Here is a 19954-nt window from a genome sequence, read left to right on the forward strand (position 1 = left end):
TTTTGCCCGGATCAATTTTTCGTCCCGGCCACATTGTTGACCGGGTTGCATTTTTGACTCGGGCACGCTTTCATTGATCCATCGAAGCGACGGAACCGACGGAGGGGCAGGACATGACGGACACGTCAGCGGGGGTACTGGTCGTGGGCGCCGGACCGACCGGTCTCGCACTCGGATGCGAACTGGCCCGGCGCGGGATCGCGGTCCGGGTCGTCGACGGGCGGGACGGGCCGCACGGGGAATCGCGCGGCAAGACGCTCAACGCGGCCGGCCTGGCGGTGCTGGAGCAGCTCGGGGTCGCCGATCGGATCAGGGCCGTCGGGAACCCGGAGCTGGTCTTCCGCAAGTACTTCGACGGCGAGCACATCGACGACACCGTCGTCCCGGGCACCCTCTTCATCGGCCAGTGGCAGATCGAGGACGTGCTGCGCCGCCGCCTCGCGGAGCTCGGCGGCTCGGTCGAGTGGGGTGCCCGCGTGGCAGGGATCGCCCAGGACGCGCAGGGGGTCACGGCGACCCTGCCGGACGGCCGGACGATCCGCGCGGAATGGCTGGCCGGGTGCGACGGCGGAGGCAGTACGGTGCGCCGGCTGCTCGGGATCCCGTTCGAGGGGTACACGGACGAGGGGCAGTCGATGGTGGTGGGCGATGTCCGGGCACCCGGGCTGAGCCGCGGGTTCTGGCACCAGTGGTTCACCTCGGACGGCGGGGCCATGATGCTCTGTCCGATACCGGGCACGGACGTCTTCCAGCTCCAGTCCTCGCCCGAGACGGACACGGAAGGTCGGACCCTCCCGCCGTCGGCGGAGGGCTTCCGGCGGCTGTTCGACCGGCACGCCCGCATGCCGGGGATCCGGCCGGTCGACCCGTCCTGGATGTCGACCTGGCGGGTCAACGTCCGGATGGCCGGCCGGCTGCGGGAGGGACGGGCCTTCCTCGCCGGCGACGCGGCGCACGTCCATCCGATAGCCGGCGGCCTCGGCATGAACACCGGCCTGCAGGACGCGGCCGCCCTGGCCCGCGCCCTCGGCGGGGAGACGACCCCGGACGTCTACGAGTCCGAGCGCCTCGCGGCCGCCGCCCACCTGCTGGCCGACAGCACCGAGCGCATGCGCCGCGTCGTGACCGCGACCCGGACCCCGGGCACCGGCACGGAGGCGGGGCTGGGCTGAGGAGCGCCCCCCCGGTCCGCGGCGGACCGGCCCGGGCCGGGACGCCGGCACGGACCGGTTCGCGGCGGCCAGGGCCTGTCCGGCGGATCAGGGTCGGCCCCGGCCACGGTCCGCCGGACGGGCCCTCTAGGGGGTGGCGTCCGACAGGGAGAGGGCGTGGATGCGGTCCGGGGCGCCGGGGCGGGCGTAGTACCAGCCCTGGGCCGTGTCGCAGCCGAGGTCGCGGAGCTGGGTGGCCTGTGCCCTGGTCTCCACGCCCTCCACGGTCACGGCCAGTTCCAGGCTGTGGGCCAGTGCGACGATCCCCTCCACGATCTTCACGTCCACCGGGTCGGCCGGCTGCTGCTGCATGCCCTGGGTGAAGGAGCGGTCCAGCTTCAGCACGCTCACCGGGAGCCGGCGCAGGTTCGCCAGGTTCGAGTAGCCCGTGCCGAAGTCGTCGAGGGCGATGTCCACGCCCAGTTCCGCGAGCCGGTGGAGCGGTTCGAGGAGCTCGTCGTCCGCTCCGATCAGCGCCGATTCGGTGCCTTCGAGGCAGAGCGCGCCGGGGGCCAGCCCCGAGTTCTCCAGCACGGCCACCGTGTCCGCCACCAAGCCGGGGTGGTGGAGCTGCGTCGGCGACAGGTTGACGTTGATCCGCAGCGGGCCGCCGCGCTCGCGCTGCCAGGTGCGGGCCTGCCGGACGGCCTCCTCCAGCACCCAGCGTCCGAGCGGCACGATCAGCCCCGTCCGCTCGGCCAGCGGGATGAAGCGGTCCGGGCCGAGGACCCCGTACTGCGGGTGCGACCAGCGGACCAGGGCCTCCGCGCCGTGCACGCTGCCGTCGTGCAGATGCACCAGCGGCTGGTACTCGATGAAGAACTCGCCCCGTTCCAGGGCGGCGGGCAGCGCGTTGGTCAGCCCGTGCCGGGTGATGGCCCGGGCATCGGCCTCCGCGTCGGCGAACTCGAAGCGGTTGCCGCCCGCGGCCTTGGCCCGGTACATGGTGATGTCGGCGCTGCGCAGCACCTCGGCGGCGGTGCGCTCGCCCGCCGCGCCCTCCACGATGCCGATGCTGCCGCGCACGCTCAGCTCCCGGCCTTCGAGCCGGATCGGCGCGGCGAGCGTGGACAGGATCCGCACGGCGAGGTCGGTCACGTCGCGTTCGGCGTCGAGCCTGGTGGTGAGGGCCACGAACTCGTCGCCGCCCAGCCGGGCGACGACCTCCCCGGGCCCGGTGGCGCAGCTCTGCAGCCGGTCCGCGACCTCCACCAGCAGCCGGTCGCCCGCCGAGTGACCGAGACTGTCGTTGACCGCCTTGAAGCCGTCCAGGTCCAGATAGCACAGGCCGAAGCGGGTGCCCTGCGAGCCGCTCAGCGCCTTCTCCAGCCGTTCGAAGAACAGGGTCCGGTTGGGCAGACCGGTGAGCGCGTCGTGCGTGGCCTCGTAGCGGAGGCGAAGGTTGAGCAGCCGGCGCTCGGTGGTGTCCTCCATCAGCGCGAGCTGGTACTGCGGGCGGCCCTCCGCGTCGCGCAGCAGGGACACCGTCAGATTGGTCCAGAGCACGGTGCCGTCGTGCCGGTAGTACGGCTTCTCGGCCCGGTAGTGCTCCCGTTCGCCGCGGACCAGCTCCCCGTACATCTTCCAGACGTTCGGGCCGTCGTCGGGATGTCCCCACTCGCTGACGTTGCGGCCCCGGACGTGGCCGTCCAGGCCGCCGAACATGCGCAGCAGGGCGTCGTTGACCTCGAGGATGTTGCCCTCCAGGTCGGCGATGCCTATGCCGATGGCGGCGCCCTCGAAGACCGCGCGGAACCGGGCCTCGCTGGCGTGCAGGGCCTGCTGGGCGTCCGAGCTGGCGGTGATGGCGGAGCGGGCGATGGCCTCCTGCTCGCTGCGGGTGCGCTCGCGCAGGGCGCGGGCGAAGCCGGCCGCGATGCCGTGCTGGAGCCGGGCGCAGCGGGCCCGGTACTCCTCCGCCTCCTCGGTGCCGGTGCCCTGCGGCCCGCAGTAGAGGACCAGGTACGCCTCGACCACGCCGAGGGTGCCCGCCAGGGCCTCCGGGTCGGTGCAGTGCAGGCCGATCAGACCGGCGCCCACCTGCTGGCCGGCCGCCGGGTCGAAGGGGCGGGCGTGCAGCGCCGCGGTGAGCGTGCGCGCCAGCGGGAGGAGGTGCTGTTCGAGCTCGGGCCGGGTGAGGGAGGTGGCCGTGACGGGGAAGATGGCGCGGCTCCAGATGGTGGCGAACCGCGCGACCCGGTCCTCGGCCCCGTCCTGCGCGCCGCCCGGCAGGACGGCGGCCGGAGCCGCGCCGCCCCGTCGGCCGGGGCGGCCCGGTTCCGCCGTGCCCGGGATGTGGGCCGGGGTTCTCACGCCTTGCGTCCCACGCCGCCGAAACCGGAGAACGCGTACGGGTCCTCCTGCAGGTCTCCGACCGGGCCACCGGAGCCGTCGGTCCCGTGGGAGCCCTGGGCACCCCGGGAGCCGTCCGGGCGCCAGAGGGGCATCGCCACCAGGCCCGGCTCGACCAGCTCGAAGCCCTCGAAGAAGCGGGCGACCTGCTCGCCGGTCCGCATCACGAGCGGGTTGCGGATGTCCCGGTAGACGCCGACGGTGCCCGCGGCCTGCTCCTTGGGCACCGGGATGCCCTCGAAGGAGGCGTGGGTGAGCACCAGCAGGCTGCCCGGGGCGAGCGCCTCGCGCAGTTCGGCGACGGCGGCGTAGGGCTCGTCCGCGTCCTCCAGGAAGTGGAGGACGGCGACCAGGAGCAGGGCCACCGGGCGGCTCAGGTCGAGGAGTCCGGAGACCTCGGCGCTGGTCAGGATGGACTGGGGCTTGCGGAGGTCCGCGCCGACGACGGCGGTGCGGTCGTCGCCCGCCAGGACGGCGCGGCTGTGGGCGACGGCGACCGGGTCGTGGTCGACGTAGACGACCCGGGCCTGCGGGGTGGCGGCCTGTGCGACCTCGTGGACGTTGCCGAAGGTGGGGATGCCGGACCCGATGTCCAGGAACTGGGTGATGCCCTCGCCGGCGGCGTACCGGACGGCCCGGCGCATGAACGCCCGGTTCGCCTGCATGATCTTCGGGAGCCCCGGGATGAATTCCATCGCGCGGCGGGCCGCCTGCCGGTCCACCTCGAAATTGTGCGAGCCGCCCAGGTAGTAATCGTAGATGCGGGACACACTCGGCACCGATATGTCGATACCTGGCGGGGCCCAGGCGGGGCGCTCCATCGGATCTCCAAGGCGTTGGCCATGGTCTGCACCATGGTCTGGTTCCACGTGGGGGTCGGACAGCTGTCCGAGCCGAATGTACTGATCATTTCCCAACAGGGCGAGCAAAAGCGGAAATTGGTGATCCGTTCTTCGTCACACATCAAAGGCCCCGGCGGCCCCTCCCGATCCGGTGACGCATGATTGACCGAAACCGACAAATCCCTTTTGGGGAATGGTGGGTGAACGCTCAGGACTTGCAGGATGGTTGGCTCAAACCTCCACGGTCCGAACATCACCCGTTCAGGGGAACCCCGGCCGCCCGGCGCGTGCCCCGACAGCCCCGGGCCCATGCTCCCGGGGTGAAGAGAGCTTCAGCCAGGCACCTCCTCGCGGTCCCGGTGCTGCTGTGGGCGGCCCTGTCCGGCGTTCCTGCGGTGGCCGATAGCTGTGCCTATGCATCCGTGGACACGACGGGGTCAGGCAGCGGGACGACCCTGGTCGCGATCGCCGGATCAGGTGGCCGGGACGGCGGCCAGGGGTACGGCCATGGTGGCGGACATCACGGCGGCCCCCACCACTGCAAGCCCCCGGGCAAGCACGACGGGAAACACGGGAAGCACCACGGACGGCCGCACGGCGGACACCACTGCCCGCCGCCCCCGCCGCCTCCGTGCCCCAAGCCGCCGAAGCCCACTCCCCCGCCGCCGCCCAAGCCCACCCCCAAGCCCACCCCCAAGCCCACGCCCAAACCCACCCCGAAGCCGACGCCGACGCCGAAGCCCCCGCCCGCACCCGAGCCGCCGCCCGAACCGGTGCCCAAGCCCCCGCCCCCGCCCGCCCCGAAGCCGGCCCCGGCGTCCCGGACTCCCCAGCCGCCCCCGCCGCCCCGGCCGCGTGCGGCGCCCAAGCCGCCCCCGCCCGTGGTCGTCCCGCCCGCGGCGCCCGCCGCGGTGGCCCGGCCCGCCTACCACGCCCCGGCGCGGAAGAAGCCGGACCGGCACCGGATCAACCCGGTCACCTTCACCCTGCTCGCCACGGCCCCCGCGGTGCTCGCACTCGCCGCGCTGCGGCCGCGCTGATTGGAGTTCCCTTGTCGGAATGGCTCGTGCTGTCGCTCGCGATGGCCGCGGCCTGTGCCGTGGTGCTGTCCATCGCCTTCTTCAACCACCGGAGGATCAGCGAGGACGACGATCCGTCGGAGACCCCGGACGTCATCGAGTACATGACGATGATGATCGGCGTGATCTACGCGATCGTGCTCGGTCTGGCCATAGCCGGGGTCTGGGAGGGCCGCGGGGCAGCCCAGGAATACGTACGCCAGGAGGCCCAGGCCCTCCACGAGGTCAGCGTCCGGGCCGAGGTCTACCCGCCCGAGGTCCGGGCCCGGATCAGGTCCGACGTGGACGCCTACGTCACCCATGTGGTCACCACCGAGTGGAAGGCCATGGGCGACACCGGCGAGGTCACCGACAAGGGCGCCGAGCTGCTGGACCGCATCCGCCGGGACGTGACCGACTACCAGCCCCAGACCGACCACGAGGGCCAGGCGTACCAGCCCCTCGTCGACCAGGTCGCCCTGGTCGACGACGCACGGTCCAGCCGGGCCGGGAGCGCCGGGGACACCATGCCCGGAGTGGTGTGGTTCGGCCTGATCATCGGCGCCCTGGTCACCGTGGGAATGATCTTCGCGCTGCAGATCCGGCGCTCGTTCCGGGAGATGCTGCTGGCCGGTCTGTTCAGCGCGCTGATCGCCTTCCTGCTGTTCCTGATCTGGGACTTCGACGCCCCCTACGGCCGGGGCATCGCCGCCACCGCCGAGCCCTTCCTCCAGCAGTTCCCGCATCTGGACCTGGGCGGCTGACCCCACCGGGCCGGACCCAAACCTGATCGGAGCCCCCGTTACCCGGTTCGGCGGACGACGATGACCCGTTCGCCCGGCCCTGATCGCGGGTGTCCCCGGACCGTCCTAGCGTGACGGACAACGAGGTGCGGCACGCCCCCCACGGCGGAATCGTTCCGCGGCCGCGCCCCGGGATCCGGAGACGAGCCATGGGTGCGATACGTGCCTCTGCCACAGCCCTGCTCACCGCCGGCGCCGGCGTCACCCTCCTGTGGGGTGTGTCCGCCGCCGGCGCGTCGTCTGTTCCCGACGAGGTCGCGCCCGCCCAGACCAGCCCGTTCGGCGGCACCCTCACCCCCTCGACGGTCGCACCGGGCGGCGCACTGCGGCTCGCCGTCACGAACTGCAACGCCGCCTACGCCGTGGCCTCTTCCGGGGTCTTCGACTCCGTGAGCATCCCGCGCGGCGGGAGCGCACGGGTGACCGTCGACCGTGACGCCCGCCGCGGAGCCCAGTACTCGGTGGCCTTCACCTGCAACGGCGAGACCGTTTCCGCCGACCTCACCATCGCCGGCGGCACGAGTTCCCCGACGGCCCGCTCCACGGCCACCGTCCGGGCCACCCCGTCCGCCATCGCACCCGGCCTCCCGTCCGCGGTTCCGCCCGCCGTACGTCCCGCCCTGCCGCCCGCCGCGTCGCCCGTCGTCCCGCCCGCGCCCACCCCCGTGCCGCCCCGGGCCACTTCGGGCACGGGCACCGGCACCGTTACGGGCACCGGAACAGGTACGGGCACCGTCCCGGGCACCGGTACGGGTACGGGTACGGGTACGGGCACCGGAGCCACGCTCGGCGTACGCGGCGGGCTCGGCGGCAGCATCACCCGGTCGAACCCCGCCGAGATCGCCGCCGGGGCCACCCTGCTGGTGGCCGCCGCGGCCGGCACGGCGTACGCCCTCTGCCGCCGGGCCGCCGCCCGCAGGCACTGACCCGTAGGAGCCGGACCCCGCCGGAACACCCGGCGCCCTCCGGAGCCCACCGGTGCACGACGACGCCCGCCGGCACCTGCCGGTGTCAGACGGAACTCGACCGTGCCTGCCGGTGCTTGCCGGAGCAAAGGCGTCGTCCCGGGTCCTCGCCGGGACCCGGGACGACCGGCGGTGCGGGGGCACAGACCGGGGAGGTCCAGACCGGTCAGGCGACCCGCCCGCGGACCGGGCGGCGACGGCGCATCAGGTGGATGCCCGCGCCGAGGGCGGAGGTGCCGACGAGGCCCGCACCGATGGCGGTCTCGGCCGGCGACGGGCCGAAGGACCCGCCGAGACCGCCCTGCGCACCCCTGCCGAGGAGCACCTGGAAGCGGTGCGTGGCGATGAGGCTGCTGTCGTTGCACTTGACCTGCAGCGTGTGGGTTCCGGGCGACGCGTGGTTGAAGATCCGGACATTGGCGAAACCGACCGTGCCGGCCGAGAGGTTGGCCGGCGAGAAGGTTCCCGGCGCGGAGACCGTGCCGCCGTGGCCGCAGCCGGTCGCGCTCACCTGCATCGTGGAGCCCTGGTGCACGGAGAACGGGTTGACCGAGACGTTGCTCGGGCCCTGGCCGCCGATGCCCGTGCCCGGCGGGTCCGCGGCGGCGAACGGGGCGCTGAGTCCGACGGCGGCGAAGACGGCCGCCGTCACGGTAAGAGCGCGAAAGGCACGCATGGTGGAACCTCCAGCGGAAAGCGCCCCGGAGCGGTGGCCCGGGATGATCGACGAGAACGCCTCCCTGGACGCAACCCTCAGGCCGCTCCGCAACCAGCGCATGTCCGGCTTTGGGCCGCCCGGTTGACCGACACGCCGAGCGGCGTACCGCTCCGGTGACGGATCCGCAGGTCACACCCCGTCAGACATTCATGTGACGATTACCCGGACGGGCGCACCCCTTCCGGGCCCACCACCCGTTCGCCCTTCCCCCCTCGCCGTACCGCCCGTGTGCGCTTAGCGTGCGTGAACATGGGCGTCGGGGAGGCCGGCACGACGGCGCCGGGGAGGGACTTCGAACGCGGGCCGGGACCCCCGCGTCGGGAAGGGAACCATGTTCATGGAGGACGAGCCGCCGCGCAGGCGGCGCTCCCCCTGGGGCGTCATCGCCCTGGTGTTGCTCTCCGGGCTGGCCATGATGCGGAACGGGTCGAACATCGACGACGGACCGCCGCAGCCCACCGCGGCCTCCGCGGTCAAGGTGACGCCGGACCAGCTGCCCGCGGAGGCGCCGCAGGTGCCGCTGGGGATGCGGATGCTGGACCACTCGTCGGTGCAGCGGATCCGCATCCCGTCCATCAGCGTGGACGCACCGGTGATGACGGTGGGGCTGGACGCCCAGGGCTGGATCGACGCACCGCCGGCCGAGGACAACAACCTCGCCGGCTGGTACCTCAACGGCATCTCGCCGGGCCAGCAGGGCTCCGCGGTGCTCGTCGGCCATGTCGACAACGCGCGCGGGCCGGCGGTGTTCTACGGGCTGGGATCGGTCCGCAAGGGCAGCCGCATCGAGGTGGAGCGGTACGACGGGCGCACCGCGGTGTTCGAGGTGTACGGCGTGGAGGTGTTCGCCAAGGACTCCTTCCCCGGATCCCGGGTCTACGGGGACACCGGGCACGCCGAGCTCCGCGTGATCACCTGCGGGGGCGGCTACTCCAAGGCGAAGGGCTACGACGGCAACGTGGTGGTCTTCGCGCGGATGGTGGAGGCCCGGTAGGGCGGCTTCCCCGGCCGCGGGAGGGCCCCTCCCGCGGCCGGTGCTCCGGGGTGCTCAGTGCGGGGCCACCGGCAGGGTCATCCGGTAGCCGCGGTCGAGGAGTTGGGGAAGGTAGCTGTGCAGGGCGGCGACGCTCTGCGAGCGGTTGCCGCCCGCGTCGTGGTTGAGCACGATCACGCCCGGGCCGGCGCCCCGCAGGACCCGCGAGACGATGGTGCCGGTGCCCGGCTCCTTCCAGTCCAGGGTGTCCACGGTCCAGGCCAGCGGCTCCATGCCGAGCTCCGCGCCGATCTCGAAGGCCGCGCGGTTCCAGGCGCCGAACGGTGCGCGGAACCACAGCGGCGGCTCTCCGGTGATCTGCTCCACGACGTCGCTGGTGCGGCCGATCTCGGAAGCGAGGGCGGGGCGGGAGAGCTTCGGGATGAGCGGGTGCGTCCAGGTGTGGTTGCCGATGACGTGTCCCTCGGCGGCCATGCGGCGTACGAGGTCCCGGTGGACGTCGGCCATCTCCCCGCAGAGGAAGAACACGGCCCGCTGGCCGTGGCGGGCGAGCGTGTCCAGGATGCCGGGGGTGTACCGGGGGTCGGGCCCGTCGTCGAAGGTGAGCACCATGGAGCTGCCCGTGCTCGGGGTGACGGGCAGCTCCAGGATGGGTCTGTCGCGCACGGCGAGGGGGCCGCGCCGGTAGCGCGGCGGGGCCTCGTTGAGGCTGGGCTTGAGCCGGTACGTCGACGGGGGCGGCCCCTGCGCGCGCAGGCCGGGCGCGCCTCCGGCCCCGGCCGCTCCCCCGGGGCCCGCGCCGGTGCCGGCGCTCCCGGCGGCGCCGGCCGGTCCTCCGGCGGACCCGGTCGGCCCTCCCGCGGCGGGTGCGCCGGGCGGGACGGCCTGCTGTTCGCCGATCAGCCCGGCGGCGGCCGCGACCCCGATGAACACGGCGGCGCGCAGTACGAACCGCCTCCCCGTAGACAGCTCATCGTTTTTCATTAGTTCTACGTATCAACGAGACCCCCGGAGAAGTCGAGAGTCGCGCACGTGCCGCCGCCCCCTCACCCGGTCGGCCGAGGTCCGTCCCGCGCCACGCCCGGGCCGGACGGCACCATATGAGGCATGAACGGGAACTTCCGCACCCAGGTACTCGACGTCACCACCGGCACCGGCGAGCGGGTGCACGATCTGACCGCCGCCTGCACCGCTTTCCTGGACACCGCCGCCGGGGGCCGCGACGGACTGCTCAACGTCTTCGTCCCCCACGCCACGGCGGGCATCGCCGTCATCGAGACCGGCGCGGGCAGCGACGACGACCTGCTGGCCGCGCTCACCGACCTGCTGCCCGCCGACGACCGCTGGCAGCACCGCCACGGCAGCCGCGGCCACGGCCGGGACCACGTCCTGCCCGCGCTGGTCGCCCCGCACGCCACCCTGCCGGTGATCGGCGGCGAACTCGCCCTCGGCACCTGGCAGTCGGTGTGCCTGGTGGACACCAACCAGGACAACCCCCACCGCCAGGTACGCCTGTCCTTCCTGGGCTGAACGGCTCCTGCCCGGGCTGAACGGGTCTCCTGGGCCGAACGGGTCCCCTGGGCCGAACGGGTCTCCTGGGCTGAAGGGTCGTTCCCGCGCCGGACGGGTCAGCCGCGGCGGACCAGCGGGAAGGGCAGGGTCTCGCGGATGGTCAGGCCGGTGAGGAACATGACCAGGCGGTCCACGCCGATGCCGAGGCCGCCGGTCGGGGGCATGGCGTACTCCAGGGCGTCCAGGAAGTCCTCGTCGAGCTCCATCGCCTCCGGGTCGCCGCCGGCGGCCAGCAGGGACTGGGCGGTGAGACGGCGGCGCTGCTCCACCGGGTCGGTCAGCTCCGAGTAGGCGGTGCCCAGTTCGGTGCCGAAGGCCACCAGGTCCCAGCGCTCGGCGAGCCGGGGGTCCCGGCGGTGCTGCCGGGTCAGCGGGGAGACGTCGGTGGGGAAGTCCTTGTAGAAAGTGGGGAGCTGGGTCTTCTCCTCGACCAGCCGCTCGTACATCTCCAGCACCACGTCCCCCCGGGTGTCCTCGGGGCCGTGCGGGACCCCGGCCCGGTCGCAGAGGCGGCGCAGCACCTGCTCCCCGGTGTCCGCGTCGACTTCCTCGCCCAGGGCCTCGCTCACCGCCCCGTAGAGGGTCTTCACCGGCCAGGTCCCGGAGATGTCGTGCTCGGTGAGCCGGCCGTCGGGGCCGGCCTTGCGGGCGACCGGGGAGCCGAAGGCGGCGGTGGCGGCGCCCTGGATCAGCTCCCGGGTCAGGTCGAGCATCACGTCGTAGTCGGCGAACGCCTGGTACGCCTCCAGCATCGTGAACTCGGGGTTGTGCTTGTGGGAGACGCCCTCGTTGCGGAAGGTGCGGCCCATCTCGAAGACCTTCTCCATGCCGCCGACGCACAGCCGTTTGAGGTACAGCTCGGGGGCGATGCGCAGGTACAGGTCCAGGTCGTAGGCGTTGATGTGGGTACGGAACGGCCGGGCGTTGGCGCCGCCGTGGATCTGCTGGAGCATCGGGGTCTCGACCTCCAGGAAGCCACGGTCCAGCAGCCCCTGGCGGAGCGCCTGGACCGCCGTGGACCGGGCCCGGACCACGTTGCGGGCCTCCGGGCTGGCGACCAGGTCCAGGTAGCGGCGGCGCACCCGGGCCTCGGGGTCGGCCAGGCCCTTGCGCTTGTCCGGCAGGGGGCGCAGGCACTTGCCGGTGAGCTGCCAGGAGGAGACGACGACGGACACCTCGCCGTTCCGGCTGGTGCCGACCTCCCCGGTGGCCAGCACGTGGTCGCCGAAGTCGACCTGGGAGGTGAAGGAGTCCACCACCGCCGGTCCGGACTCGTCCCGGGTGAACATCAGCTGGACGTCCCCGGACCAGTCCCGGAGCACGGCGAAGACCACGCCGCCGAGGTCGCGCACCACCATGATCCGCCCGGCCACGGTGGCCTGCCCGCCGGTCCGGGCGCCGGCCGGCGGGCCGGGGTGGGCCGCGCGCAGGTCCGCCGCCGTGTGGGTGCGCGGCGGGATGCCGACGGGGTAGGGATCGGTGCCGGCCGCGACCAGCCGGCCGAGTTTGGCGTGCCGTACCCGGACCTGCTCGGGGAGCCGTTCGGCGGGCGCCCCCGGCCCGGCTCCGGCCTCCTCCAGGCCGAGCGAGGCGATCGGCGGCAGGCCCGCGGTGGTCGCGGGGGCGGTGACGCCCTTGGGGTGGCCCTTGCCCCACATCCTCCGCAGGCTCGGTACGGAGACGAAGCCCTCGGCGATGCCGGAGGCGAGCGAGACCCGGGCCAGCGAGCCGGCGTCCTGGTAGCAGAGGAAGCGCGGGTACCACTCGGGCCCGTACTTCACGTTGGAGCGGTACAGGGCCTCCAGCTGCCACCAGCGGGAGAAGAACAGCAGCAGCCTGCGCCAGATCCGCAGGACCGGGCCGGCACCGATCCGGGCGCCCTCCTCGAAGACCGACCGGAACACGGCGAAGTTGAGCGAGATCCGGCGGACGCCCAGCCGGGGCGCGGTGGCGCACAGCTCGGAGACCATGAACTCCATCACCCCGTTGGGGGCGGCCCGGTCGCGGCGCATCAGGTCCAGGGAGATCCCGTCCCGGCCCCAGGGGACGAAGGAGAGCAGGGCGATCAGCCGGCCGTCCGCGTCCAGGGCCTCGACCAGCAGGCAGTCGCCGTCGGCGGGGTCCCCGAGCCGGTCCAGGGCCATGGAGAAGCCGCGCTCGGTCTCGGTGTCGCGCCAGTGGTCGGCGCGGTCGATGATCCGCTCCATCTCCTCGTCGCCGAGAGCGGAGTGGCGGCGGATGCGGACGGTGGCGCCGGTGCGCCGGACCCGGTTGACGGCCTGCCGGGTGACCCGCATGTCGCGCCCGTCGAGGTCGAAGTGGGCGACCTGCAGGATGGCCTCGTCGCCGAGCTGGAGCGCGCCCAGCCCGGACCCCGCGTACGCCGTCGCTCCCGCTTCGGAGGCGCCCATCACGGCCGGCTGCCAGCCGTAGCGGCGGGCGACGGCCAGCCAGGTGTCGATGGCGGGGGGCCAGGCGACCGGGTCCCCCACCGGGTCGCCGCTGGCCAGGCAGACGCCGGCCTCGACTCGGTAGGTGACGGCGGCCTTGCCGCTGGGGGCGAAGACCACCGCCTTGTCGCGGCGGGTCGCGAAGTAGCCCAGCGAGTCGTTGCGCCCGTACGCGCCGAGCAGGGCGCGGATCCGGGGCTCCTCGTCGCCGTGCAGGGCGGCGGTCAGCCGCTGCGAGCGGAAGAGGGTGGCGGCCGCGTTCAGCAGGGCGAGCGCGCCGAACAGGCCGAGCAGGAAGTAGAGCGGGCGGGGCGGGCGGCCGGCGAACTGGCGGGCGGAGAAGAGTCCGCCGAAGACCTGTTTGGCCGCCCAGTCCAGCCACTCGTCGCGCGGCAGGGTGCCGGGGAACAGTGCGACCAGGCCCCAGCCGACGAGGACCGCGGCGAGCAGGCCGAGGCCGAGGACGAGCAGGGCGCGCCAGAGCGCCCCGGGGCGGGAGGCGGCGTAGAACTCCTTGCGGGCGAGGACGAGGACGACCAGGGCGGCGATGCCGATGACGCCGGACGGGACCGATTCCAGCAGCGGATAGGAGCCGTCCAGCAGGATCAGCAGGTCGGTGAGGACCAGCAGGGCCAGATAGGTGACGACGATCCACCAGGCGACCTTCTTGCGGGTGCCGAGGGCGGCGGCGAGCAGGAAGAGGAAGACGGCGTAGGCGAGGTTCTCGCTGACCGGCACCAGGGTGAGGTCGATGAACCGGACGAGCGGGCGGAGCAGGCGGCGCAGCGTCGGGGAGAGCGCCAGCAGGGCGCACAGGAGGCCGAGTACGCCGAAGAACGCGGCGAATCCGTCGGGGACCTGGTGGAGGAAGGTGTTCCCGGTCCTGCGGGTCTCCTGGCGGGGAGCTGCGCTGACGCTCATGTTCCGCAGGGTAATTTTCGGCGCCCGGCTCCGCTTCCCGGCGGAGCCGGTCCGGTGCCCGGCCGGCGGTCCGGCTGCCCGTCCGGCGGTCCGGCTGTCCGGCCGTCCGGCCGTCTGGCCCTCCGGCCGTCCTGCCGTCCTGCGGCTGCGCCTGACCGTCGGCGGCCCGTCGGCGGCCACGTCGGGGGCCAGGTCCGTGGCCGCGTCGCTACCCCCGTCAGCGGCCCCGTCAGCGGCCCCGTCAGCGGCCCCGTCAGCGGCCCATGGTCAGCCCCTGGGCGGTGGCGCCCCGGCTCAGGACGGCCTCGGTGATCGCGTCCTGCGCGGTTTCGTAGTCCCCTCGGTCCGGGTCGGCGGCCAGGCCCGCCGGAAGGTTGATCACGCGACCGGCGCTCAGGTCCATCCACTGCGGGATGAACTCGGCGCGGGTGACCCGCCAGCGCTGCCCCGACGCGGCGGGCGGCTCGAAGCGGAAGCGGGCGATGGAGCCGTAGTTCCCGCGCGCGTCGAAGTCGCCCGAGTGGTTGAACATGGTGCCGGCGACCTGGTCGCCCATGCCGTAGACGATCCAGGTCCCGTTGACCTTCTCGTACGCCTGCGGGATGTGGGCGTGGGTGCCGAGGATGAGGTCGATGTCCGGCCGTCCGCCGGTCGCGGAGGCGGTCAGGGCGCGGCCCAGGGAGAGCTGCTGCTCGTCCGGGTCGGTCTGCCACTCGGTGCCCCAGTGCAGGCTGACCAGGACCACGTCGGCGCCGGCCCGGCGGGCGGCCCGCGCGTCGGCGACGATCCTGTCCCGTTCCATCGGGGCCACCGCCCAGGGCATGCCCTCCGGCATCGGGTTGCCGTTGGTGCCGTAGGTGTACGCGAGGTGTGCGACCTTCGCGCCGCCCGCCCGGTACACCGGCGGGGACGCCGCCTCGGCGGCGGTGCGGGCCGAACCGGCGTGCTTCAGCCCCGCCGCGTCGAACCGGTCCAGGGTGCGGCGCAGGCCGTCCGCGCCGTCGTCGAGCGTGTGGTTCGACGCGGTGGAGCAGCCGTCGTACCCGGCGTCCTTGAGTCCTTCGGCCACCTGCGGAGGGGAGACGAAGGCCGGGTAGCCGCTGAACGGGCCGTCCTCGTCCCCGTACACGGTCTCCATGTGGCACAGGGCGAGGTCGGCGGCCGAGACTACCGGTTTGACCTTCGAGAACATCGGGCGGAAGTCGTAGCCGTCGCCGCCCGCGTCGGCGCGGGCGTGGTTGATGACCGAGGTGTGCGGGAGGACGTCACCGCTGGCGACCAGGGTGAAGCCGTGCGGCGCGGAGGTGCCGGGTGCGCCGGAGGGCTGCGGGTGGCCGGAGGCGCGGCGAGCCGTGTCGGTCCCCGTGCGTCCGGCGGCCTGGTCGCCGTCGGCGGAGCAGCCGGCGGCGGCCGCCGACAGCAGGAGGGCGGACAGGACGGCGGCGGCCCGCCGGGTGCGCGTGGTCATCTGCCCAGCTCCTTCATCCCCGTACGCCCGGCGGTCCCGTGCCCGGCGATCCGACGCATGACGATCCGATGTGTGGTGACCCGATGTATGACGATCGGATCATCTGCAATCCATAGAAGTTGGCGGGCGAAGTCAAGGACCACTGCCGCGGGGACCGGCCCCCCTCACCCGTCGGGCCCGCGGGCCGGAGGCCGCCTCACCCGTTCGCCGCGCCGTTCGACCGTTCGTCGCGGAGTGCTGCCGTCCACCGGGCCGCCGGGGTGCTTGGGCGCACCGCTCCCGCCCGCCGGTTCCCGGGCGGCTCCGTGCAGGTCAGGGTGTGCATGTCGAGCCCGCCCGGACCCCGGAAGGAGCCACCCGGTGCCGCCCTCTCCCACCCTCCGGCGCACGGACGCCCAGGCCATGGCCGAACTCCAGCGCGAACACGGCCGGGCCCTGTTCGGCTTCCTGCTCGGGCTCGCCCACGGGGACGCCCAGCGCGCCGAGGACCTCGTCCAGGAGACCCTGGTGCGGGCCTGGCAGCACCCGGAGGCCCTGGAGAGCGACCACGCGTCGATGCGGCCCTGGCTGTTCACGGTCGCCCGGCGGCTCGCCATCGACGCGCGCCGGGCCCGGCTGTCGCGGCCCCGGGAGGTCGACCAGGAGGATCTGGAGCAGGCGGCCGCGCCCGTGGACCGGGTGGCCGGGGCGGTCACCGCGATCGACGTACGGCGGGCCGTGGGGAGCCTGGGGCGGGAGCACCGGGAGGTGCTGGTGCAGGTCTACTTCCGCGACCGGTCCGTCGCCGAGGCCGCCCGTGAGCTGGGCATTCCCGCCGGCACCGTCAAGTCCCGGACGTACTACGCCCTGCGCGCCCTGCGGAGGGACCTCCAGGGGTACGGGCTCGGCGCCTGAACGGAAGCGGGCCGCGGCGGACGGCGAGGACCGGCCGTCAGCTGTACGCGAGGTGTCCGGAATACGTCGGAAACGGCATCGGAACGTTCAAGTTTGGTAAACATCCCCCGGTTCGGAAGCCTCTCCGGCAAGGCTCGACGGGTACGAGGCACAGCTCTACACCGGGGAGAAGGTGGAAACGGTGCAGCCCGAGGGGATGAACGGCACCAGTGACGGCGGGCTCGCGGTGCCCATGGCCTGGCTCTACGCGGAATACATCGCGGACGAACTGCTGCGCACGGGCCGGCTGATCCCGGTCGGCACCCTGGATTTCCGGGCCGGGCGGGACACCCTCGCCCTGACCATCTACCTCTCCGACGCGGCCGGGGAACTCTCCGGCATCCGCGTGGTGTCCCAGCTCGACGAGTGGCTCTCGCTCACCGCGTACGGGCACCCCTGGCGCGACTGGGTGCACACCCGGTTCCTCCAGCTGGGCGAGGAGGCCCGGGAGCGGGGCCGCGGCGAGGACCCCGACCTGGAACTGGCCCGCGCGGCCTGGCACTGGCTGGACCGCACGGAGCTGTTCGCCACCAACCTCGACCCGGCCCGGCCGGACGGGTTCGCGGACCCCTTCGACCCGCCCGCCCTGGACGAGAACGCGCGCGTCTGGACCCCCGCCTGGCAACTCGGCCTTCCTCTGGGTCATTTGGCGATGCACCTGTTCTAGCGCGCAACCTTCCGCAACGGTTTCACCAACGGTTTTCACCTCAACAGGCAACCTCGGGCTCCGGGTTGCCGTCCTCCGGGAACGAGGGCCGGTCCGGTCGACCGCCGAGACCGCCCGAAGAGACCGAACTTGAGGAAGACCACCTTGATACGTGTCACACGTGTGGTGACCGCGACCGCGGCGGTACTCGCCCTGGCCTCGGCAGCACCGGGCCCGGCGTTCGCGCAGCCCACGCCCGGCCCCCGGCCGGACGCGGCCGGCCCCGCGACGGGCCCCGCGACCGGACCGGGCGGCCCCGCGACCGAAACGACGGGCAGGCCCACGGCCGGAGGACTCCCGCCCGGCTGGCGGATCACCGGCACCGGGTCCGGGCGCCGACTGGTGTGGACCGCGGACCGGCCGGTCGCCATGGGGGACGCCCGGATCGAGTTCCGCTCCGGGGACCGCCTGCTGGGCCTGCCCACCGCCGAACCGGACGGACGCTCCTTCTCCCTGGACGCGGCCGCCCTGCGGATCGGCCCGGACGACGACCTCCGGGTCCTCTCGGGCGGCCGCCGGATCGATGCCTCCGCGCCCCGCGCCCCCCGTCCCGAAGCGTTCCGGCAGGCCGCCCCGTCGGAGGCCCCGATGACCGCCGCCGCCGTCGACCCCGGCACGCCGGGCGGCCACCGCACCGTGACCGGCGAGTACACCCTGCCGTCGGTCACCCTGCCCGGCCTCCCCGCTCCCGTCGAGATGCGCGGCACCGTCGTCGGCCCGGCCGACGCCCCCGCCGGACGCCCGCTGGTGCTGTTCCTGCACGGTCGGCACGGCACCTGCTACACCAAGTCCGGTGAGACCAGCGGGGACTGGCCCTGCAAGAGCGGATGGCAGCCCATCCCCAGCCAGAACGGCTACCTGCAGGCCCAGAAGCTGCTGGCCTCGCAGGGCTACGTGACCGTGTCCATCGCCGCCAACGGCATCAACGGACAGGACGACCAGGCCGATGACGGCGGCGCGCAGGCCCGCTCCTCCCTCGTACGGCGGCACCTGGCGCAGTGGGCGGACTGGGCGGCGAAGCCGGAGTCGGCTCCGGCGGCCGTGAAGGCCACCGCCCGCGCGGACCTGTCGAAGGTCATGCTCGTGGGCCACTCGCGCGGCGGCGAGGGCGTCAACCGGGCGGCCCTGGACAGCCTCTACCGTCCGCCGGCCGACCAGGACGGCCACAAGGGACCGGTGACCTGGAAGATCCGGGGCAACGTGCTGATCGGCCCGACCATCTTCGGCCAGAACCCCGTCCCCGACGTCCCCTCCACCACGCTGCTGCCCGGCTGCGACGGCGACGTCTCCGACCTGCAGGGCCAGATCGTCGCGGACGGCACGCGCGGAGTGAGCGCCGGCAGCGCCCTGCACAGCTCCGTGTACATGGTCGGCGCCAACCACAACTACTTCAACACCGAGTGGACCCCCGGCCAGGCCAAGGCCCCGGCGCAGGACGACTTCTGGAACGACGGGGAGAACCCGGACCCCGTCTGCACGCCCGGCAAGGGCATCCGGCTGACGGCCGCACAGCAGCAGACCGCGGGAGCCACGTACATCGCCGCCTCCGCCCGGCTGTTCGTCGCGGGTGACGACGCGGTCCGTCCGCTGCTCGACGGTTCGGGCCACAAGGCCCCCTCCGCCGGCCCCGCCCGGGTCCTCACCCACGCCGTGGGCGGCCACCGCATCCCGCTGGTCCTGCCCGGAGCCGGCCCGGCCGTGTCCGTCACCGGCGGTCGGATCTGCGCCCAGGTCGACCCCGATCCCAAGCGCGCCTGCCTGCCGTCCGGCACCGTCGGCCGGTCCCCGCACTTCGCCGGATGGGAGGCGAACCCCGAGCCGGGGCGCGACGCCGTCGCCCTGCGCTGGACCGCCCCCGGCGCCGCGGTGACCGTACGCCCCGCCAAGCCGGTGTCGCTGGCCGGCTCCCGGGACCTCACGCTGCGTCTGATCGTGCCGCCGAACTCCGCCGGCACCCAGCTGGACCTGGCCCTCACCGACACCTCCGGGCGCCGCGCCGTGCTCGGCCGGACCACCGTCGACGGCCTGCCCGGCACCGACCGCACCGCCTCCCACTGGGCCCGTGAGGTACGCCTCCCGCTGGCCGCAGCCACCCGTGCCGGACTGGACCTCAAGGCCGTGCAGAGCCTGGAGCTGACCCCGCGCAGCCGGTCCGGGCAGGCCTGGCTGATGGACGCCTGGGGCTGGCGCCCCGGCACCCCGGCGGTCAAGGACGCCGCGCTGCCGCGGGTGGACATCGGCCGCCTCGTGGTGCCGGAGGGCAACTCCGGCTCCCGTACGTACAAGGTCCCGGTGAAGGTGTCCGGCGAGGGCACCGGTCAGGTGCGGATCTTCGTCCGCACTCCGGGCCGGGAGGAGCAGATCACCTCCAAGGTGGTCGACGTGCGCGCAGGCGCCCAGACCGTCGACGTGCCGTTCACCGTGCAGGGGAACACCCGGTACGGCTACGACACCGCCTACGACGTGGCCGTCAAGGCCGTGCGGGGCGCCGTGGTCGGCTCCCACCTGGGCGGGCTCACGGCCCGCAACGACGACCCCGTACCGGCGATGAAGGCCGTTCCGCTGGCCACCTCCGTGACCGAGGGCAGCCCGCTCGTCTGGCGGGTGACCCTGTCGGCGCCGGCGGACGTCGAACTCTCGGGCGACCTCGCGCTGGTTCCCGTGGACCGCGGTCCCGAGCTGTCCACCGCGGACGTGGACCCGAAGTGGCTGGACGACAACTTCGCCGCGAAGCCGGACCCGTCCGTGCCGCTGTCCCGGGTACGGGAGGAGCCGGTGCTCGTGGCGGGCATCCCCGCGGGGAAGCTGACCGCCGACGTCGCCGTGCCCACCTCCCGCGACCGCGTGCGGGAGCCCGCGGAGAAGCTCCAGGCACGCCTGATCACCTACAACGAGAAGTGGGAGCAGGTGCGCGGGCCGCTGCTGACGGGAACGGTCAAGGACGCCTCCTGACCGGCCGGT

At 73.7% G+C, this 19954-nt stretch carries 15 protein-coding genes; 9 read left to right on the plus strand and 6 right to left on the minus strand.

Annotated features, from left to right (window positions below; all coding sequences use genetic code 11):
• The first annotated feature begins 113 nt into the window (after positions 1 to 113).
• Positions 114 to 1172, plus strand: a complete 1059-nt coding sequence (locus tag AB0O36_RS04095; RefSeq protein WP_365103716.1) for an FAD-dependent monooxygenase — start codon at positions 114 to 116, stop codon at positions 1170 to 1172.
• A gap of 126 nt (positions 1173 to 1298) precedes the next feature.
• On the opposite strand, the gene AB0O36_RS04100 is transcribed toward AB0O36_RS04095, so the two are convergent.
• Entirely contained in the window at positions 1299 to 3443 is a 2145-nt protein-coding gene (locus AB0O36_RS04100) for an EAL domain-containing protein (RefSeq protein WP_365103974.1), read from the minus strand.
• Between the two features lie 77 nt (positions 3444 to 3520).
• Positions 3521 to 4384, minus strand: a complete 864-nt coding sequence (locus AB0O36_RS04105) for an SAM-dependent methyltransferase (protein WP_365103719.1) — start codon at positions 4382 to 4384, stop codon at positions 3521 to 3523.
• Positions 4385 to 4725: 341 nt separating this feature from the next.
• Here AB0O36_RS04105 and AB0O36_RS04110 point away from each other — a divergent pair, with 341 nt between their 5' ends.
• The 3 genes from AB0O36_RS04110 (at position 4726) to AB0O36_RS04120 (ending at position 7192) form a co-directional block, all read left to right on the plus strand.
• Positions 4726 to 5445, plus strand: coding sequence for a hypothetical protein (locus tag AB0O36_RS04110; RefSeq protein ID WP_365103722.1), 720 nt, complete (start codon positions 4726 to 4728; stop codon positions 5443 to 5445).
• Between the two features lie 11 nt (positions 5446 to 5456).
• Positions 5457 to 6227 (plus strand): hypothetical protein, encoded by a 771-nt coding sequence (locus AB0O36_RS04115; protein WP_365103724.1) that lies wholly within the window; start codon positions 5457 to 5459, stop codon positions 6225 to 6227.
• A 188-nt stretch (positions 6228 to 6415) separates the two neighbouring features.
• Positions 6416 to 7192 carry a hypothetical protein gene (locus AB0O36_RS04120; protein WP_365103727.1) on the plus strand — a complete coding sequence of 259 codons (777 nt, stop codon included), beginning with the start codon at positions 6416 to 6418 and terminating at the stop codon, positions 7190 to 7192.
• Positions 7193 to 7397: 205 nt separating this feature from the next.
• Here AB0O36_RS04120 and AB0O36_RS04125 read toward each other — a convergent pair whose 3' ends face one another.
• Positions 7398 to 7907 carry a hypothetical protein gene (locus AB0O36_RS04125; protein ID WP_365103730.1) on the minus strand — a complete coding sequence of 170 codons (510 nt, stop codon included), beginning with the start codon at positions 7905 to 7907 and terminating at the stop codon, positions 7398 to 7400.
• 373 nt (positions 7908 to 8280) lie between these two features.
• On the opposite strand from AB0O36_RS04125, the gene AB0O36_RS04130 reads away from it, so the two are divergent.
• The gene (locus tag AB0O36_RS04130; RefSeq protein WP_365103732.1) at positions 8281 to 8943 is read left to right on the plus strand and encodes a class F sortase; all 663 of its coding nucleotides are present in this window, start codon (positions 8281 to 8283) and stop codon (positions 8941 to 8943) included.
• A 54-nt stretch (positions 8944 to 8997) separates the two neighbouring features.
• Here the strand turns inward: AB0O36_RS04130 and AB0O36_RS04135 are convergent, their stop codons facing one another.
• Positions 8998 to 9927, minus strand: coding sequence for a polysaccharide deacetylase family protein (locus AB0O36_RS04135; RefSeq protein ID WP_365103735.1), 930 nt, complete (start codon positions 9925 to 9927; stop codon positions 8998 to 9000).
• A gap of 123 nt (positions 9928 to 10050) precedes the next feature.
• On the opposite strand from AB0O36_RS04135, the gene AB0O36_RS04140 reads away from it, so the two are divergent.
• Entirely contained in the window at positions 10051 to 10473 is a 423-nt protein-coding gene (locus AB0O36_RS04140) for a secondary thiamine-phosphate synthase enzyme YjbQ (RefSeq protein WP_365103738.1), read from the plus strand.
• A gap of 98 nt (positions 10474 to 10571) precedes the next feature.
• Here AB0O36_RS04140 and lysX read toward each other — a convergent pair whose 3' ends face one another.
• Positions 10572 to 13886 (minus strand): bifunctional lysylphosphatidylglycerol synthetase/lysine--tRNA ligase LysX, encoded by a 3315-nt coding sequence (gene lysX / locus AB0O36_RS04145; protein ID WP_365103741.1) that lies wholly within the window; start codon positions 13884 to 13886, stop codon positions 10572 to 10574.
• A gap of 253 nt (positions 13887 to 14139) precedes the next feature.
• The gene (locus tag AB0O36_RS04150; protein WP_365103743.1) at positions 14140 to 15354 is read right to left on the minus strand and encodes a CapA family protein; all 1215 of its coding nucleotides are present in this window, start codon (positions 15352 to 15354) and stop codon (positions 14140 to 14142) included.
• Between the two features lie 360 nt (positions 15355 to 15714).
• Here AB0O36_RS04150 and AB0O36_RS04155 point away from each other — a divergent pair, with 360 nt between their 5' ends.
• From AB0O36_RS04155 to AB0O36_RS04165, 3 genes are all read left to right on the plus strand, one after another.
• Complete coding sequence (locus AB0O36_RS04155) at positions 15715 to 16248, plus strand: sigma-70 family RNA polymerase sigma factor (protein ID WP_365103746.1); 534 nt, start codon at positions 15715 to 15717, stop codon at positions 16246 to 16248.
• 196 nt (positions 16249 to 16444) lie between these two features.
• Positions 16445 to 16954: a hypothetical protein gene (locus AB0O36_RS04160; protein WP_365103976.1), complete on the plus strand. Its 510-nt coding sequence runs from the start codon at positions 16445 to 16447 to the stop codon at positions 16952 to 16954.
• 144 nt (positions 16955 to 17098) lie between these two features.
• The gene (locus AB0O36_RS04165) at positions 17099 to 19945 is read left to right on the plus strand and encodes a hypothetical protein (protein WP_365103749.1); all 2847 of its coding nucleotides are present in this window, start codon (positions 17099 to 17101) and stop codon (positions 19943 to 19945) included.
• Positions 19946 to 19954: the final 9 nt, after the last annotated feature.

Origin of the sequence: Streptomyces sp. NPDC089799 (assembly GCF_040684755.1) — a bacterium.
Taxonomy (GTDB): Bacteria; Actinomycetota; Actinomycetes; order Streptomycetales; family Streptomycetaceae; genus Streptomyces.

Bases quoted from the DNA above. Each gene is read 5' to 3' on its own strand.
- AB0O36_RS04140 (WP_365103738.1), top strand. From the start codon at position 10,051: ATGAACGGGAACTTCCGCACCCAGGTACTCGACGTCACCACCGGCACC.
- AB0O36_RS04150 (WP_365103743.1), bottom strand. From the start codon at position 15,354: ATGACCACGCGCACCCGGCGGGCCGCCGCCGTCCTGTCCGCCCTCCTG.
- AB0O36_RS04160 (WP_365103976.1), top strand. From the start codon at position 16,445: ATGAACGGCACCAGTGACGGCGGGCTCGCGGTGCCCATGGCCTGGCTC.
- AB0O36_RS04095 (WP_365103716.1), top strand. From the start codon at position 114: ATGACGGACACGTCAGCGGGGGTACTGGTCGTGGGCGCCGGACCGACC.
- AB0O36_RS04105 (WP_365103719.1), bottom strand. From the start codon at position 4,384: ATGGAGCGCCCCGCCTGGGCCCCGCCAGGTATCGACATATCGGTGCCG.
- AB0O36_RS04120 (WP_365103727.1), top strand. From the start codon at position 6,416: ATGGGTGCGATACGTGCCTCTGCCACAGCCCTGCTCACCGCCGGCGCC.
- AB0O36_RS04125 (WP_365103730.1), bottom strand. From the start codon at position 7,907: ATGCGTGCCTTTCGCGCTCTTACCGTGACGGCGGCCGTCTTCGCCGCC.
- AB0O36_RS04130 (WP_365103732.1), top strand. From the start codon at position 8,281: ATGTTCATGGAGGACGAGCCGCCGCGCAGGCGGCGCTCCCCCTGGGGC.
- AB0O36_RS04135 (WP_365103735.1), bottom strand. From the start codon at position 9,927: ATGAAAAACGATGAGCTGTCTACGGGGAGGCGGTTCGTACTGCGCGCC.
- lysX (WP_365103741.1), bottom strand. From the start codon at position 13,886: ATGAGCGTCAGCGCAGCTCCCCGCCAGGAGACCCGCAGGACCGGGAAC.